Here is a 14,467-nt window from a genome sequence, read left to right on the forward strand (position 1 = left end):
GGGCGGGCGCGCCCCCGGCCGTGCTCCGCTGGCATCAGGGGGTAGCAGGTCCGTGAATCGCATCGGAGTGACCGGTCACCGCTCCATCCCCGCCGAGGCCGAGGCCCATGTGCTCGCGGGTCTGCGGTCCGCGCTGTGCGGCCTCGACGGCGCGACGCACGCGCTCTCCAGCCTGGCGGTCGGCGCCGACCAGCTCTTCGCCGACCTCGCCCTCGCCTGCGGCGCCGAACTGACCGCCGTGATCCCCAGCGGCGACTACGAGGCCTGCTTCGAGAACGCCGTCGACCTCGCCCGCTACCGGATGCTCAAAGGACGCGCGGTGCGGGAGGTACGGCTCGACTTCCCGCACTCCACCGACGAGGCGTACTACGCGGCGGGCGCCTACATCGCCGACCACTGCGACCGGCTGCTCGCGGTCTGGGACGGCCTCCCGGCCCGGGGCCTCGGCGGCACGGGCGACATCGTGACGTACGCCCGCACCCTGGGCCGCCCGGTCACCGTGATCTGGCGCGACGGAGTGCTGCGGGGCTGACCCCGGCCGGACCGAAGCGCTGGGCCGGGCTCACACGCGGTGCCGGACCAGCCAGTCGGTGTGCTCGGGCGACACGATCCGCTCGGTCTCGAACACCGCCGCCGGCCAGTGCCGCTCGGTGAGGGTGGTCTCCATGGCGGCCTGCATCGACTCCAGGTCCTTCTCCACCAGCGAGTGCGCCGAGATCAGCGGATGGTGCCGGCGCATCTCGTTCCAGGCGAGACAGGCCGCCGCCGCCGCGGAGAACGCCCCCGTCAGGCCGAACGAGCGCCCCACCCCGAAGACCTGGAACACGCTCAGCGCCAGTGCCGGGAGCGTCAGCGCGACAATGGCGCCCGACCACAGGAGCGCCCCGCGCCGGGAGGCCTGCTGGCGCCTGCGGTACCAGCGCCGCTGTTCGATGAGCCGGTCCCGTACATATGTTTCCTTGCGAACCGTGTAGGCCTTGTTCCGTAACGCGCGCATGGATTCCGTAATGAGGCCGCCGGAATCCGGCAGTTCCTCGCGCGGGTCGGCCCAGCCCACCTTTCGCAGTTCCTGGAGGCCGTCCTCCAGACGATTGGCGAACAGCGCCTCCGGGTGCTCGGACGCGCTGTCGAACGGTGCGCCGTGGACCGCGTAGCGCCAGCAGTTGGACTTGATGAACTCGGCCGCCGAGCGGTTCAGTTGCCAATGCGACTTTGCTTTACGGTGGGAGGCGAGGAAGGTCGCGAAGAGCACGCCCAGATAGGCCAGCACCGCGGCGCCGTACAGGGCGCGGGCCGCCGCACCGTCCTCGGCGTGCCAGGGCAGCGCCGCCGGCACCGTGCCCGCCACGAGCAGCGCGAGCTGCGCCCGGGTGGTGTTCACGGCCTCACGCTGGCGGGCCACGGCGACCGCGTCCGTGTGGTGGAACAGCGCCGGCAGGTCATCGTTCCTGAAGACCATGGATCTCAGCGGCTCAGGCAACGCCGTCATGGACGCCTCCGTCTGCAGTTGTCGTATGACCCGGTGGTCGCGGCGCCTGCCCCGCCCGGGGCCACGACAGTAGGGGGGAGGACCGGACGCGGCAAGAGCGTCCCGGCTCCTCGGACGGTCACCACGACAGGGTTCGGCCACTTCCGCGCGGGTGTCCTTCCTCACATCGCGGCACTGTGGCAAAGTTGTCCAACTGGGTTGAGCGAAACGTGAGTTGCTGCCCCCCTGCGGTGGCCGCGACCACCTCCGTGCGGGGAGGGGCCATCGAGAGTGACCGGGACGGTGGGCGGGTTCTCGCAGCGGCGCGCCGAGCGGGCCGCCGCACCGCGCGTCCGGGCGTGGGTCTCGGGTGCCGAGGGAGACGGCCGCGAACGCGCCCTGGACCGCGTGCGCGCCGCCCGGGCGGAACACGGCCTGACCTCCCCGGCGACGAGCTGGTGAACGGGTGAAACGCTGTCCCGCCGGAGCCTCCCGGCGCCCGCGGTCCGGACCCCGCGCGGTGCGCGCCCCCGGCACCTGTGCGAGCGGTCCCGCACGTGGCCGGAAGCCTCTCACCTGCGCGTGCCGGCGGCGGCGGGGCCGGCCTTCGGGCCCGCCGGTTCCGGGGCTCGTCCCCCGCTCACCCGGGCAGCCGAGCGGAAGGCGTGTTTCGACTTTCGAATCCAGGTGTGAAGGCCGCTCCGCCGGCATGTGGAAGGGCCTCCGCGGTAGTAAAGTGCGCGTGCCGGGACGTGTGATGACACGGAATCCGGCAGCGTTTCAATGTCCGGAAACAGACCCCTTCAGGATCCCCCTAGGACGGCCGTGAAGACCTACGGAACCACCCCCGCCTTCGCCTCTGCGAAGACCCGCGCGACCCTCTCGGCGACCGACGTTCGCAGCGCCGAGGCCGCCAGGAAGATCAGCCGCGTATGCGGTGCGACAACGGCCAGGTCCACCCGGATCTCCACGTTCAATTCGGCTCTCTGAGCCGACGTCAGAAGCGGCTAGAATGACGGGATGACAGGACCCCTGGTCCCCTTCCGTGAATTCGTGCTGAAAGTGCACAGCAGGTGCGATCTGGCCTGTGATCATTGCTATGTCTACGAACATGCGGATCAGAGCTGGCTGAAACGCCCCAAGGTCATCTCTGACGAGGCAATTTCCTGGACTGCCCGGCGCCTGGCCGAGCATGCGACGACTCATGCGCTTCCCTCCGTAACAGTGATCCTGCACGGTGGGGAACCGCTCCTGGCGGGGCCCGCGCGACTGCGACGGGTCTGCGAGGAGCTCGGCTCGGCTCTGAACGGCATCGCTGAGCTGGACCTCAGGATCCACACCAACGGCGTCCAGCTCAGCCCCCGTTACCTCGACCTCTTCGACGAGTTCCACGTCCGGGTCGGGATCTCGCTCGACGGCGACCGCGCGGCCAACGACCGCCACCGCCGATTCGCCGATGGGCGCAGCAGCCACCCGATGGTGCTGCGAGCCGTCGAACTGCTCCGCGAGGAGCGCTACCGCCACCTGGACCTCGGCCTGCTGTGCACGGTCGACATCCACAACGACCCGGTGGCCGTGCAGGACGCCCTCGCCGGACTCGAACCCCCGCTCGTCGACTTCCTGCTGCCGCACGCCACCTGGGACGACCCGCCCCCGCGGCCGGACGGATCGCCCACCGCGTACGCCGACTGGCTCCTGACGGTCTTCGACCGCTGGACGGAGCAGGGCCGCCCCATGCCCGTCCGGATGTTCGCCTCGGTGCTCTCCAGTCTGAACGGCGGCCCGAGCCTCACCGAGTCCCTGGGACTGGCCCCCACCGACCTCGTCGTCATCGAGACCGACGGGCAGCTGGAACAGGTCGACTCGCTCAAGAGCGCCTACGAGGGCGCCGCCGCCACCGGGTTCGACGTCTTCCGCAACACCTTCGACGAGGTCGCGGCCCACCCCGGCGTCCGGGCGCGCCAGCTCGGTCTGGCCGGGGTCAGCGAGACCTGTCGCCGCTGTCCCGTCGTGCGTTCGTGCGGCGGCGGGCTCTACACCCACCGTTACCGCTCCGACAGCGGCTCCGAAGGTCTCGACAGCGGCTTCGAACATCCGTCGGTCTACTGCGCCGACCTGGCCGCCCTGATCCGGGGCATCGAGGAGCGCACGGCCGCCGCCACCGAGTCGCCCGCCGTCCGGGCGCCGGACGAACTGCTCGCCGCCCATCAGGACCTCACCCGAACCCTGCTCGCGGCTCTCCACGACACCCTCGACGGGCGGGGCGGGGCCCTCTGGGACGACGCCTGGCGGCTCGCGGCGACGCTGGAGGCGTACCCCCCGGGCGCCGAGGCGCTCGACACCGTGCTCGCGCACCCTTACACCCGCACCTGGCTGGTCGGCGCCCTGGAGGACGTCGAGGCCGGTCGCGGCCTGACGGAGCCCGCCGCCGAACGGCTCGGCGCCACCGTGGCCGCCGCCGCCGTCCGCGCCGGACACGACCTGCCCGTTCCGGTGGCGTACCGGGACGGCGGCCTGTATCTGCCCACGCTCGGCACCGTGGTTCTCGGCGGCCCGGGGGAGCGGGGCACGGCCGTGGTGCGCGCCACCGGCGACGGATTCCTCGTCCGCCGGCCGCGGGACGCGCCCGGCGCGGAGCTGCGCATCGCACCCGATGAGCCCGAGGGCCCGCACTGGCTGCCCGTACACGTCCTGCGCCGGGCGCCCGCCCCCGTACTCCTGCTGGACGACCTCGACCCCCTCCGCGACTGCTTCGACGCCCCCGCGACCGACCGCCTGGAAGCGGAGGAGGCCGACGCCTGGGCGCACCGGGTCGGCGACGCCTGGTCGCTGCTGGCCGACGCCGTACCCGGCCAGGCCGCCGAGGCGGCCCTGACGCTGACCACGCTGACCCCGCTGTTCACCGGTGACCCCGAGCCGGGGCGCCACGGGCCCGGCGCGCTGGGCGTCGGGCCCTCGGTGGAGGCGAACGAGCTGGCACTCGGTCTGCTGAGCGGATTCCGCCGGGCGAAACTGCGGGCGCTCGGTGAAGTGACGGATCTTTACGCCCTGGACGGTACCTGGGAACATCGGACGCCTTGGGGGAACGAACACGTGACGTTCTCCCGACTGCTGGCCGAGACATTCGAACGGGCGGGGCTCGGGCTTTACGACCCGCGCTTCCTCGCGGGTGTTCCGGAAGCTCTCGACAAGATCGAAAACGCGGCGGAGGTGACGGTCGACGGAAAACAGCTGATCTCCGCTGTCCGCAAGGAGATCAGCGGAACACGGAGTGCGACCGAGAAGAATCGCGGCAGGAGCTTCCCGCCGTCCGGCCGGGCGCCGAACGTCATGAGATCTGACCAAAAAGTGACGTTCGAATGACCGAACGGTAGGGGGGTGGAAAGCGGTCCGCTCCGGAATGATGAGTTCGCTTCCACTCCCTTCCTCCTTCCGGGATGCGAGTGCTCACACAGGACGGGGGTCGTGTGCACGCATCGACGCAACAGCGAGCGGTGGGCCATCGGCCGTATTTCTTTCTGAGTTACGCCCACACGCCGGGGTACGGCGGCGGCACGGACCCCGATATGTGGGTCGAACGGCTTTTCCAGGACCTTTGCGGCCATGTGATGGCCATGACCGACTTACCCGCGGGCGCGCCCGCGGGCTTCATGGACCGGGAGATACGTTCCGGAGAGGGCTGGTCGGAACGGCTCGGCGACGTCCTCGCCACCTGCCGGGTCTTCGTCCCGCTGTTCTCGCCGCGCTACTTCGCCAGCGAGATGTGCGGCAAGGAGTGGTACGCATTCGAACAGCGCGCCATCCACCACCGCGCCCGCTCCAACCAGCCCGCCGAGGCCATCGTCCCGGCACTCTGGGTACCGGTGCCGCCGAGCCAACTGCCCGGCTCCGCCGAGCGGTTGCAGTTCAACCATCGTGATTTCGGGGAACGGTACGTCAGCGACGGCCTGTACGGCCTGATCAAGCTCAGGCTCTTCGCCGAGGAATACGAACGGGCCGTCTACGAACTGGCCAAACGCATCGTGAGCGTCGCCGACTCGGTCCGCATCGACACCGGCCGGCCCGTCGACTACCGTCTCGCGCCCAGCGCCTTCGGCTCCCCCAGCAGCGGAGTCGGCGCCCCCCGGCCGATGCAGATCACCATCGCGGCGCCCACGCGCCACGATCTGCCCGAGGGCCGCAACAGCGACCACTACGGCGACCACCCCCAGGACTGGAACCCCTACTACCCGGCCGCCGCGCGTCCGCTGGCCTACGTCGCGGAAGAACTGGTCCGCTCGCTCAACTACCAGGCCGTCATCACCTCGTTCGACGAGGACCGGCACGACGGCAAGACCCCGCCCAGCACCCCCGAGATCCTGCTCGTCGACCGCTGGGCCCTCCGGGACGAGGACCACCGCCGCAGGCTCGCCGCCTTCGACGCCGAGAACCGGCCCTGGGTGACCTTGGTCGTGCCGTGGAGCCGTGACGACCACCAGAGCAGAGCGGCGGAGAGCGAGCTCACCGAGAAGCTCGAAGCGACCATGCCGATCAAGATGGGCCAGGGCCGGGCCCTGTGCCGGGCCGCTGCGAAAGGAGTGCCCACGATGGAGGCGTTCGGCCAACTCCTGCCCCAGGTGGTCGAGGTGGCGGCCCAGCAGTACCTCAAGCACGCCAAGGCCTACCCGCCCGGATCCGGCGGCGGCTCCGGCGAGCGGACCCGGCTCACCGGCCCCATGGGCAGCACGAGTTACATCCCCGACCCGCACGACCCTGCGACGGAAGCGGAGGACCTATGAGTGCCGGTCGTGACGGGCGCATCATCACCTTCTACTCGTACAAGGGCGGTACCGGGCGCACCATGGCGCTCGCCAACACCGCCTGGATCCTCGCGGCCAACGGCAAGCGGGTACTGGCCGTCGACTGGGACCTGGAGGCCCCCGGGCTGCACCGGTTCTTCCACCCCTTCCTCGACCCGGCCACCCTCGGCGCCACCACCGGCGTGATCGACCTGATCACCGAGTACGCCTGGGCCGCGACCAGCCCCGCCCAGCGCCCCGAGGACTGGCACCGCGACTACGCCCGCATCCAGCCGCACGCCGTGTCGCTGACCCCGGAGTCGCTCGGCTGGGAGTTCCCGCACGGCGGCACGCTCGACTTCGTCTCCGCCGGACGGCAGAACCGCGAATACTCCGCGACCGTCTCCACCTTCGACTGGGACAACTTCTACGACCGGTTCGGCGGCGGCCACTTCTTCGACGCGCTGCGCGACGACATGAAGGCCAACTACGACTACGTCCTCATCGACAGCCGGACCGGCCTCAGCGACATCGCCGACATCTGCACCGTCCACCTCCCGGACGTGCTCGTCGACTGCTTCACCCTCAGCGACCAGTCCATCGACGGCGCGGCCTCCGTCGCCCGCCAGATCGCCGAGCGCAACACCGGCCGCCCCATCGCCCTCTACCCCGTCCCGATGCGCATCGACGAGGGCGAGAAGGAGAAGGCGGACGCCGGGCGGGCGCTGGCCCGGCTCAAGTTCGACCGGCTGCCGCGCGACCTCTCCGGCGACGAACTCACCGCCTACTGGGGTGCGGTGGAGATCCCCTACCGGCCCTACTACGCCTACGAGGAGACGCTCGCCACCTTCGGTGACGAGGCCGGTCTCACCAACTCGCTGCTCTCCGCCTTCGAACGGCTCGTCGCGGTCATCACCGACCGGGAGATCACCTCGATGCCCCCGATCGGCGAGGAGGTCCGCCTGCGGATCCGCGACGCCTTCACCCGGCGCAGGCCCGCACTGCCCGCCGATCTCTTCCTCAGCTATGTGGCGGAGAACCGGATGTGGGCCGACTGGCTCGAATCGATCCTCACCCGGGCCGGCTTCCGGGTGGTTCCGCGCGACGTCTCCGCCGAACGCTCCCCCGACGAGCCCACCGACACCACTGCGGAGAGCGCCGCCCGCACCGTCGTGCTGCTCTCCAGCGCCTACCTGAAGTCCCAGCGCGCGGTCGAGCTGTGGGAGCGGACCGCCGCGGAGGCCGTCGGCAGCGGCCGCCGCCGGCTGGTCCCCCTGCGCGTCGGGGACGTACGACTGAGCGCCCCGTACATCGACCGCAACCCCGTCGACCTCTTCCGGCTGGACGAGGTGCACGCCACCACCGCCGTGATGCGGGCCCTGGACCGCCCGGTGCAGGTGGCGGACGGGGTCTCGCCCGGGCCCCGCTTCCCCGGCACCGTGCCGAGGATCTGGAACGCGCCGCCCCGCAACCCCGGCTTCACCGGCCGCTCGCTCGTCCTGGAGCGGATGCGCGACCAGCTCGGCGGCGGCCTGGCCGTCGTCCTGCCGCAGCCGCAGACCCTGTACGGACTCGGCGGCGTCGGCAAGACCCAGGTGGCCCTGGAGTACGTGCACCGCTTCATGGCCGACTACGACCTGGTGTGGTGGATATCGTCCGAGCAGACCGACGACGTGGTCGCCTCGCTCGCCGAGCTCGCCGTCCGGCTCGGCGCCCAGGGCGGCGACGACATGGCCGCGGCCTCGCAGGAAGCCGTCGACCTGTTGCGGCGCGGCGTGCCCTCGGACCGCTGGCTGCTGGTCTTCGACAACGCGGACGACCCCGAGCAGTTGCGCCGCTACTTCCCGCAGGGCGGCTCCGGCCACATCCTGGTGACCTCACGCAACCAGAGCTGGTCCCAGCACGGGGACGCGCTGCCCGTGGACGTCTTCCTGCGCGAGGAGTCGATCGAGCACCTCCAGCGCCGGGCGCCGGGGCTCAGCGACGAGGACGCCGACCAGGTGGCGACCGCCGTGGGCGACCTGCCGCTCGCCGTGGAGCAGGCGGCCGCCTGGATCGCGGAGACCGCCACTCCCATCGACGCCTATCTCGAACAGCTCGCCCAGCAGGCTCCCCAGGTCCTCGGGCTCAACCAGCCGGCCGGCTACCCGGAACCGGTCGCCGCGACCTGGAACATCTCCATCGCCCGGCTCAAGGAGCGCTCACCCGCAGCCGTGCGGCTGCTCCAGCTCTGCGCCTTCTTCGCCCCGGAACCGATCTCCGCGAACCTCCTCTACAGCAAGGAGATGATCGACGCGCTGAAGCCGTACGACTCCTCGCTCCAGGAGAAGCTGGTGCTGGGCCGGGTCATCCGGGAGATCGGCCGGTTCGCCCTGGCCAAGGTCGACCAGGTCTCCAACTCCATCCAGGTCCACCGCCTCGTCCAGGCCGTGATCAAGGCGCAGCTCAGCGAGGAGGAGCAGCGCGAGGCCCGGCACGTCGTCCACCGCATCCTGGCCGGGGCCCGGCCCGACGACGACGAGCCGATCGACAACCCGGACACCTGGCCGCGCTTCGCGACGATCTGGCCGCACCTCGGCCCCTCCGACGCCCGCAACTGCAAGGAGCCGGAGACCCGCAGGCTCCTGATCGACCGGGTCCGCTACCTCTGGAAGCGTGGAGACGTCAGGACCGCGGGGGCGCTCGGCGACGAACTGCGGGACATCTGGCGGGAGAAGCTGGGCGTCAGCGATCTGCAGTACCTCTACCTCTGCTTCCACCTCTCCAACATCCTGCGCACCCGCGGTCGTTTCGTCGAGGCGAAGGAACTGGACGAGATCACCCTGGAACGCCAGCGGGCGGTGCTGGGGCCCGAGCACCCGCACACGTACATGACCACCAGCAGCCTGGCCATCGACCTCGGTCTGCTGGGGGACTACGCGCGTGCGATCGAGATGGCGACCGAGGCCCACGAGGGGTTCGGGCAGATCTTCCACGACTCCCACCCCCGGACCCTGGCCGCCGCCAACAACCTGGCGTTGAACCTGCGCAGCGTCGGCCAGTACGCCCGTGCCCGGGAGATCGACCAGGACGTCTACGACCTCCGCTCCCAGGTGCTCGGAGCGGAGCACCCCTACAGCCTGTCCTCCGCCATGAACCTCGCCCGTGACCTGCGGGAGGTCGGGCGGTACGAGGACTCGGTGGGGCTGCTCAGCACCACGTACAACAGCTTCAAGGAGACGCTGGGCCGCAGTTTCCCCACCACGCTGAGCGCCGCGAAGAGCCTCGCGGTGTCGTTGCGCAGGGCGGGCCGGCTGGAGGACGCCCGCCGTCTCACGGTGGCGACCCGCGCCCGCTACCGGGCGAAGTACACCATCGCCAACCCCGATTCGCTGGCCTGCGACCTCAACCTCGCCGCGGACCTGTTCGCGGCGGGCGAGAGCGCCGAGGCGCGCGACACGGCGCAGGAGGTCGTCGACCAGTTCATGAAGGTGCCGGGGGAGAAGCACCCGTACACCCTGGCGGCCCAGAACAACCTCGGCGTCTATCTGACGGGGGCCGGGGAGCCGGAAGCGGCGGAGCGGGTGCTGAAACTGGTCGTCGCCTCCATGCGGGAGACGTTCGGCCGGGAGCACCCGAACACCCTGTTCTGTGTGATGAACCTGGCCAGCGCGACGGCGGACCGGGGCGAGCTGGACATCGTGCTGGAGACCGAGCAGCGGCTGTCCGGGCAACTGCGCGTGGCGCTCGGGGCACACCATCCCGAGACCCTGGCCATGTCCTCGAACATGGCGGTCACGCTTGTCTCCATGGGACGGGAGGACGAGGCCGTGCAGTTGCGGGCGGACATCGTCCCCGAGCTGTCGCGCCAGCTCGGCGACGATCATCCGCTGGTCCGGATCGCCCGGACCGAGGAGCGCTTCAGGCGGGAGCTGGAACCGATGTCGGTGTGACCGTCCGGCCGGGAGGGCTCACCCTCCCGGCACGACGGCCCGCACCGTCCCGTCCGGGGGCTCCCGCTCGTCCAGCAGCCAGTCGAGGACGCGGGGGAGCATGGGGAACGCGTCGAAGTGGGCGGCCTTCGGTTCGAGTACGGCGGTGGCGCCCGGTATCTGCCCGGCCAGCCAGCGGGAGTGGCCGACCGGGGAGAAGACGTCCTGCACCCCGTGCCAGAGCAGCACCTTGCCGGTGATCCGGCCGGGGTCGAACCCCCAGGGGCTGCAGAACGCGATGGCGTCGTCGATCCAGCCGTACGCCGAGGTGCGCAGCCCCTCGCTGTAGTTGCGCAGCAGCATGGAGCGGATCCCCGCGTCGTTGACCACCACCCGGTCGGAGTCGGTGAGCTCCCGGCGCAGATCGTCCAGGAGCCTGACCGGGTCCCGCCGGATCTGTGCCGAGCGCATGATGAAGGACTCCGCCAGGCCCTCCGGGTCGTCGGCCGCCGTGGAGTACGCGAGCACATTGGACGCGGTCATCCCCTCGAACCAGTCGAGACCGGCCGCGTCCGGGGGCGCGAGACTGACCAGGGCCGCGGTCCGGGTGATCCGTTCCGGCATCAGCGCCGCGCAGGCCAGGGCGTGCGGGGCCCCGCCGGAGCGGCCCACCACGGCGAATCGCCGCAGACCCAGGCAGTCGGCGATGGCCCGGACGTCCTCGACGACGTCCCTGATCCGGCGGCCCTCGTGCCGGTCGCTGAGGCCGTATCCCGGGCGGTCGTAGGTGATCAGCTGCGTATGGCGCTGATACAGCACCATGCCGCGTGGGGCGGGTCCGAGCCTGCTGCCCGGAGTGCCGTGGAGGAGGAAGACCGGTCTTCCCCGCGGGTCGCCCATCCGCTCCACCATCAGATGCCGCCCGTCCGCCGCGAGCACCCGATTGCGCACCCGTTCCTCCTCCGCTCGGTCACCCGGCCGGCCCGGGCACGGTGTGCCCGGCGTGTGCTGCCCTTCCGATGATGACCCATCAGAGGCGTTACCGGGACTGTTGGGCGACAGGAACTGTGAAGGTACGGGGAGGCTCCCGGCGGACGATTTCCGTCGGCATCCGGACGGGTCGGCACACCATCCGGACCGGCACCGGCGAATACCGGACAGGACTAGTCCTCACCCAGGGGCCGTCCACGGTTGCACCGAGTGTTCGCGATCGGAACCGACGTGGTGTGACCCGGGGTAGGTGAACGCCTCGCGTGCGAAGCGTCGCTGTCGTGTGCACGTCTGGAAGTCGACCTTGTGTGCGTTTCACCGCGTCGGAATAGTGGGCGCCTCATCCTCCGTGTACGGGCACCCCACTTGCTCCGTGCACGGCCCCACAGGAGGTCGAAGTTGAAGCATCGACGCATATCCAGGAAGCGCGCGACGCTGGCCGGCTCGGCCGTCGTCGCCCTGGTCGCAGCGGGATTCACGTTCCAGACTGCGAACGCCAGTGACGATGTGCCGGCGTTCGCGGCCAAGACCCTCAGCGCGGACGCGGCCGGAAAGCTGGCCACCGCCCTGGACCGTGACCTGGGCGCGGACGCGGCAGGCTCGTACTACGACACCACGGCGAAGTCCCTCGTCGTGAACGTCGTCGACGAGGCCGGTGCCGAGCAGGTCCGCCAGGCGGGCGGCAAGGCCAGAATCGTGGAGAACTCCCTCGCCGAGCTGAAGTCGGCCCGGGGGACCCTCACCGACAAGGCGACGATCCCGGGCACCTCCTGGGCGGTCGACCCGGTGAGCAACAAGGTGCTCGTCACGGCCGACAGCACGGTCGACGGCGCGGCCTGGAAGAAGCTCTCGCACGTGGTCGAGGGTCTCGGCGGGAAGGCCGAACTCAACAAGACGGCGGGTGAGTTCACGCCGCTGATCGCGGGCGGCGACGCGATCTGGGGCTCCGGCTCCCGTTGCTCGCTCGGCTTCAACGTGGTCAAGGGCGGCGAGCCGTACTTCCTCACCGCCGGCCACTGCACCGAGTCGGTCACCAGCTGGTCGGACACCCAGGGCGGCTCGGAGATCGGGGCGAACGAGGGCTCCAGCTTCCCGGAGAACGACTACGGGCTGGTCAAGTACACCTCGGACACCGCGCACCCGAGCGAGGTGAACCTCTACGACGGCTCGACCCAGGCGATCACCCAGGCGGGCGACGCGACGGTCGGCCAGGCGGTCACCCGCAGCGGCTCCACCACCCAGGTGCACGACGGTGAGGTCACCGCGCTGGACGCCACGGTCAACTACGGCAACGGCGACATCGTCAACGGCCTCATCCAGACGACGGTCTGCGCCGAGCCCGGCGACAGCGGCGGCGCCCTCTTCGCGGGCGACACCGCGCTCGGTCTGACCTCGGGCGGCAGCGGCGACTGCTCCTCGGGCGGCACGACCTTCTTCCAGCCGGTACCGGAGGCGCTGGCCGCCTACGGCGCCGAGATCGGCTGACGTCCACCGCGTCACGGCAGTACGGAGAGGCCCCCGGCGTGCCGGGGGCCTCTCCCTTGTGCGGTGCGGGCGGCGTGGGCGGCCGGGAGGTCAGGCGGCCTGGGGCAGCCGGCCGGAGTCCGCCTTGGCCGGGGAGACGCCGAAGACGCTCACGGCCTGGTAGTAGGTCCAGGCGGTGCCGTTGCACGAGGTCCTTGTCGCGCCCGAGTAGCGGGCGCACACGCGCTTGAGGTCCTCGTAGAAGGCGGAGTCGATGCGGGCCTTGCCGGCGGGGAAGATCCCGGCGGCCTTGTGGTTCCGGTAGCCGAAGTCGTGACGGGCGCAGGAGTTCTGGAAGGGGAAGCCGAACGGGTTGTCGGGGGAGCTGCTGCAGTAGTCGGTCGACCAGTCGAAGCCGTACGCGGACCAGGCGCCCTGGTTGTTGCGGGCCGCGTTCCAGGCGTTGTAGCTGGAGGCGCTGGTCTGGGTCCAGGAGCTGAGCACCTGGGGCTTGTCGGCGGGGGCGGCCGCGGCGGAGGCGGCGGTGATCAGGCTGAGCGGGAGCGACAGGGCGACCGCGGCGAGCGGAACCGTGAATCGACGACGCATGAGCGACCTCCGTGGGGGTGAGGGGAGTGGTCCCGGCCGTGCTCCTCGTCGGGTGTACGAGGCCACTCCAGCATGTCGTCATGTACCTGTCATGACTAGGCGTCGCGCTGACCGGACATCAAGAATGGGTGCGCACGTCGGAGGGGGCCGCCCGGCAGGGCGGCCCCACGGGCGGATCGTCAGGAATGGTCGGCGGCCGTGGACGTTGACCTGGCCGCGCCGTCCGCCGGATCCGCCGCCCGGCGCCGCGTCGACAGGAGCAGGGTCAGTGCCGTGCCGACGACCGCCCAGGCCGAGAGCACCAGCAGGGGCCCGGTGACCGCGTTGCCCCGGAAGTAGGCGATCGAGCGGGCCGCCCAGGTGCCCGCGCCCGGAGGGAGGGCCGGGCCGATCGCCCGCCAGAAGTCCGGAAGCATCGGGAGTGGGAAAGCTCCGCCCGCGCTCGGGTTGCCGGCGATGACGATGATCAGGACGGCCAGGCCGATGCCGACGATGCCGGTGAGGGCCTGTAGCGCGAGTGTGGTCATACCGACCGCGAAGACGACCAGCGCGCCCAGTCCGGACAATCCCCAGAAGCTGCCCGGCAGCGCGCCGAGGACCGGGCCGATGATGATCGCGCCGCCGATGCCCCCCGCGATCGAGTACAGCGCCATGACCCCCGTCCGGATCACCGCGCGCTGCCGGTTGGCGGGCTTGGAGCCCGCGCTGATCGCCAGGATCGAGGCGCAGAGATAGCCGCCGACGCACCAGCCGACCACGAGGTAGAAGGACGAGAGCCCGTCGAAGTCGTCGGGCGAGGCCGGGGCCACGTCCACGGTCCGTACGGTCCGCTGCTGGGATGCCTCGACCTGGGTGAGGATCTGCTCCAGCGCGCCGGACAGCACGGTCCCGCCGCCGGAGGCGACCAGCAGGGTGTCGGTCCGGCCCTCGGGCGAGACGATCAGGGCGCCGTCGATGTCACGGTTCATGATCTGCTCGCGCGCCTCGGCCACGCTGCTCACCGCCCGCGGGTCCAGCGGCCCGCCGGGGAGCCCGTCCAGTTGGGCGACGAGTTGTCGGGACATCTGCTGCGGGGCCACCACTCCGAAGGCGACATCCGTCGGCTCGGGCTTGTGCAGTGCTCCGACGTAGGACGCGATGAACAGGAGTTGGAGTCCGAGCACACCGATGACGAGCAGGGCGGCCCGTGGTGTGACGGCGTTCTTCACCTCGTCGACGAGAGTCATGCCCCCACGGTCCGGGCGGGG

11 protein-coding genes are annotated in these 14,467 nt (G+C 70.9%); 7 read left to right on the plus strand and 4 right to left on the minus strand.

The genetic code is table 11. The features are described from left to right. The first annotated feature begins 52 nt into the window (after positions 1-52). On the plus strand, positions 53-532 hold the full coding sequence (locus HET64_RS15895) for a hypothetical protein (RefSeq protein ID WP_215106067.1): 480 nt from the start codon (positions 53-55) through the stop codon (positions 530-532). A gap of 30 nt (positions 533-562) precedes the next feature. On the opposite strand, the gene HET64_RS15900 is transcribed toward HET64_RS15895, so the two are convergent. Next, entirely contained in the window at positions 563-1,489 is a 927-nt protein-coding gene (locus tag HET64_RS15900) for a DUF4231 domain-containing protein (protein WP_215106076.1), read from the minus strand. 270 nt (positions 1,490-1,759) lie between these two features. Between HET64_RS15900 and HET64_RS15905 the strand changes: the two genes are divergently transcribed. From HET64_RS15905 to fxsT, 5 genes are all read left to right on the plus strand, one after another. Further along, the gene (locus HET64_RS15905; RefSeq protein WP_215106078.1) at positions 1,760-1,930 is read left to right on the plus strand and encodes a hypothetical protein; all 171 of its coding nucleotides are present in this window, start codon (positions 1,760-1,762) and stop codon (positions 1,928-1,930) included. A gap of 459 nt (positions 1,931-2,389) precedes the next feature. Then, the gene (locus HET64_RS39070) at positions 2,390-2,458 is read left to right on the plus strand and encodes a hypothetical protein (RefSeq protein ID WP_308370097.1); all 69 of its coding nucleotides are present in this window, start codon (positions 2,390-2,392) and stop codon (positions 2,456-2,458) included. Between the two features lie 30 nt (positions 2,459-2,488). Next, positions 2,489-4,831, plus strand: coding sequence for a radical SAM/SPASM protein FxsB, inactivated metallohydrolase extension form (gene fxsB, locus HET64_RS15915; protein ID WP_215106082.1), 2,343 nt, complete (start codon positions 2,489-2,491; stop codon positions 4,829-4,831). A 74-nt stretch (positions 4,832-4,905) separates the two neighbouring features. Next, positions 4,906-6,246, plus strand: a complete 1,341-nt coding sequence (fsxC, locus tag HET64_RS15920; RefSeq protein WP_215106084.1) for an FxsC protein — start codon at positions 4,906-4,908, stop codon at positions 6,244-6,246. Then, positions 6,243-10,178 carry an FxSxx-COOH system tetratricopeptide repeat protein gene (gene fxsT / locus HET64_RS15925; protein ID WP_215106086.1) on the plus strand — a complete coding sequence of 1,312 codons (3,936 nt, stop codon included), beginning with the start codon at positions 6,243-6,245 and terminating at the stop codon, positions 10,176-10,178. The genes fsxC and fxsT overlap by 4 nt, the downstream gene beginning before the upstream one ends. Positions 10,179-10,196: 18 nt before the next feature. On the opposite strand, the gene HET64_RS15930 is transcribed toward fxsT, so the two are convergent. Beyond that, positions 10,197-11,108: an alpha/beta fold hydrolase gene (locus tag HET64_RS15930; protein WP_215106088.1), complete on the minus strand. Its 912-nt coding sequence runs from the start codon at positions 11,106-11,108 to the stop codon at positions 10,197-10,199. A gap of 345 nt (positions 11,109-11,453) precedes the next feature. Here HET64_RS15930 and HET64_RS15935 point away from each other — a divergent pair, with 345 nt between their 5' ends. Then, the gene (locus HET64_RS15935) at positions 11,454-12,632 is read left to right on the plus strand and encodes a S1 family peptidase (protein WP_215106090.1); all 1,179 of its coding nucleotides are present in this window, start codon (positions 11,454-11,456) and stop codon (positions 12,630-12,632) included. 90 nt (positions 12,633-12,722) lie between these two features. On the opposite strand, the gene HET64_RS15940 is transcribed toward HET64_RS15935, so the two are convergent. Together HET64_RS15940 and HET64_RS15945 are read right to left on the minus strand one after the other, a co-directional pair. Continuing rightward, entirely contained in the window at positions 12,723-13,220 is a 498-nt protein-coding gene (locus tag HET64_RS15940) for a phospholipase (protein WP_215106092.1), read from the minus strand. Positions 13,221-13,399: 179 nt separating this feature from the next. Further along, positions 13,400-14,446 (minus strand): ABC transporter permease, encoded by a 1,047-nt coding sequence (locus HET64_RS15945; protein WP_215106094.1) that lies wholly within the window; start codon positions 14,444-14,446, stop codon positions 13,400-13,402. Between the last annotated feature and the right edge of the window lie 21 nt (positions 14,447-14,467).

The organism is Streptomyces sp. McG3 (genome assembly GCF_018619185.1).
Taxonomy (GTDB): domain Bacteria; phylum Actinomycetota; class Actinomycetes; order Streptomycetales; family Streptomycetaceae; genus Streptomyces.